The 2,004-nt window shown below is 48.0% G+C and carries 2 protein-coding genes; both read left to right on the forward strand.

The genetic code is table 11. The features are described 5' to 3' along the window. Positions 1-438: (2Fe-2S)-binding protein (locus B3182_RS09220; RefSeq protein ID WP_292752482.1), on the forward strand; the 438-nt coding region annotated here is incomplete at its 5' end. Further along, the coding region (locus B3182_RS09225) for a xanthine dehydrogenase family protein molybdopterin-binding subunit (protein ID WP_292752485.1) at positions 435-2,004 on the forward strand (1,570 nt) is incomplete at its 3' end. The genes B3182_RS09220 and B3182_RS09225, both read left to right, overlap by 4 nt.

Consider the following 2,004-nt stretch of genomic DNA (forward strand, 5'->3'; position numbering starts at 1 on the left):
CATGAAGTTAATTTGCCTGAAGATATGCCCATTCTTTGGACTTTACGCGATGTGCTGGGCATGACCGGCACTAAATTTGGTTGTGGCAAAGCACTGTGCGGTGCGTGTACTGTAATGCTCGATGGCCAGCCAATTCGTTCCTGTTCAACCCCGATAAGTGCAGCACAAGGCAAACAAATCACTACCGTGGAAGCCGTCAGTAAAGATAAAGTTGGCCAGGCAATTCAGCAGGCCTGGGTAGAGCTTGGTGTGCCGCAATGTGGTTATTGTCAGTCTGGTCAAGTGGTCTCTGCTACCGCTTTATTACGCGATAATCCGGACCCAAGTGATGCTGATATTGATAATGCGATGAGTGGCAATATCTGTCGATGTGGCACATATAACCGAATACGAGATGCGATTAAATTGGCAGCCACCAACAACGGAGGTGCCCAATGAATACCTCACTGAAAAATGAAAGCCTGCAAACTGAAATCACTAATATCAGTCGCCGTAATCTGTTAAAAGGCTTTGCCTTAACGGGTTTTGTATTAGCTGTAGGCATGCCTTTTAGTGGTTTTGCAGAAGATGAAGAAGCACCTAAATATGGACGAGACGCCATGCCGCATGGCTGGGTCGATAATCCATTGATATTTGTTGCGATAGCAGAAGATGGCAGTGTAACGATTGTCAGTCATCGTTCAGAAATGGGGCAGGGGGTGCGCACCAGCCTGCCGATGGTCGTGGCTGATGAACTTGAAGCTGACTGGGATCAGGTCAACGTTATCCAGGCCCCTGGTGATGAAGAACGTTATGGAAATCAGGATACCGATGGCTCACGCAGTGTAAGACACTTCTTTATGCCGATGCGAAATGTAGGTGCAGCAGCCAGAATGATGCTGGAGGCGGCTGCGGCAGCTCATTGGGGTGTGGGAGTTGATGAGGTTTTCGCTGAAAATCACCAAATCAAACATCGGCCTTCCGGCAAAGTACTGGGTTACGGAGAGTTAGCAAAAGCCGCCGCAGCATTGGATGTTCCAGAACGCGAAACATTGCGTTTAAAAACTCCGGATCAGTTCCGTTATATCGGTAAACAATCTACCAGGCTGATTGATGGTGAAGATATTGTTACCGGCAAAGCTATCTACGGTATTGATGTGCAAGTTGACGGGATGGTGCATGCGGTAATTGCCCGGCCTCCGGTTTATGGTGGCAAAGTAAAGTCGTTTGATGACAGTGAAGCCATGAAAGTCCCCGGCGTGATTAAAGTCGTTACCTTGGAAGGCAGCCCACCACCTGCTGTATTTAATCCTTTAGGCGGTGTGGCCGTGATTGCTGAAAATACCTGGGCGGCCATGCAAGGGCGTGAAAAGCTGAAAATCGAGTGGGATCATGGCGAAAATGCCAGTTATAACACTGATGAATACCGCCAGAAAATGCTGGAAGCCGCTTCAAATTCTGGCGGAAAAGTACTCCGTAGCAGTGGTGATGTTGCAAAAGCGTTAGAAACGGCAGATAAAACTTACAAAGCAGATTATTACATTCCGCATCTGTCTCAGGCACCAATGGAACCTCCCGTTGCTACAGCCCGAATTCAGGATGGCAAATGTGAAGTGTGGGCACCCACCCAGGCACCGCAAGCCAGTAAAGATACCGTTGCCAAATGGCTGGAAATGTCACCAGTAGATGTCACCATTCATGTCACATTATTGGGGGGTGGCTTTGGTCGTAAATCTAAGCCCGACTATTTGGTCGAAGCCGCATTAATTTCCAAAGCAATGGAGGGTCGTGCTGTACAGGTTACCTGGTCTCGTGAAGACGATATACACAATGGCTATCTGCATACTGTTTCAATAGAACATCTTGAAGCCGCGGTGAATGCTGATGGTAGAACCACAGCATGGTTACATCGCACTGTAGCACCCTCAATATCATCAACTTTTGATGCGTCTTCAGTTCATCAAATGCCGATTGAACTGGGGATGGGGGTAATGAATATCCCGTTTGCAATCGACAACGTTCAAA

The sequence above is a fragment of the Methylophaga sp. UBA4204 genome, from assembly GCF_002379485.1.
Taxonomy (GTDB): domain Bacteria; phylum Pseudomonadota; class Gammaproteobacteria; order Nitrosococcales; family Methylophagaceae; genus Methylophaga.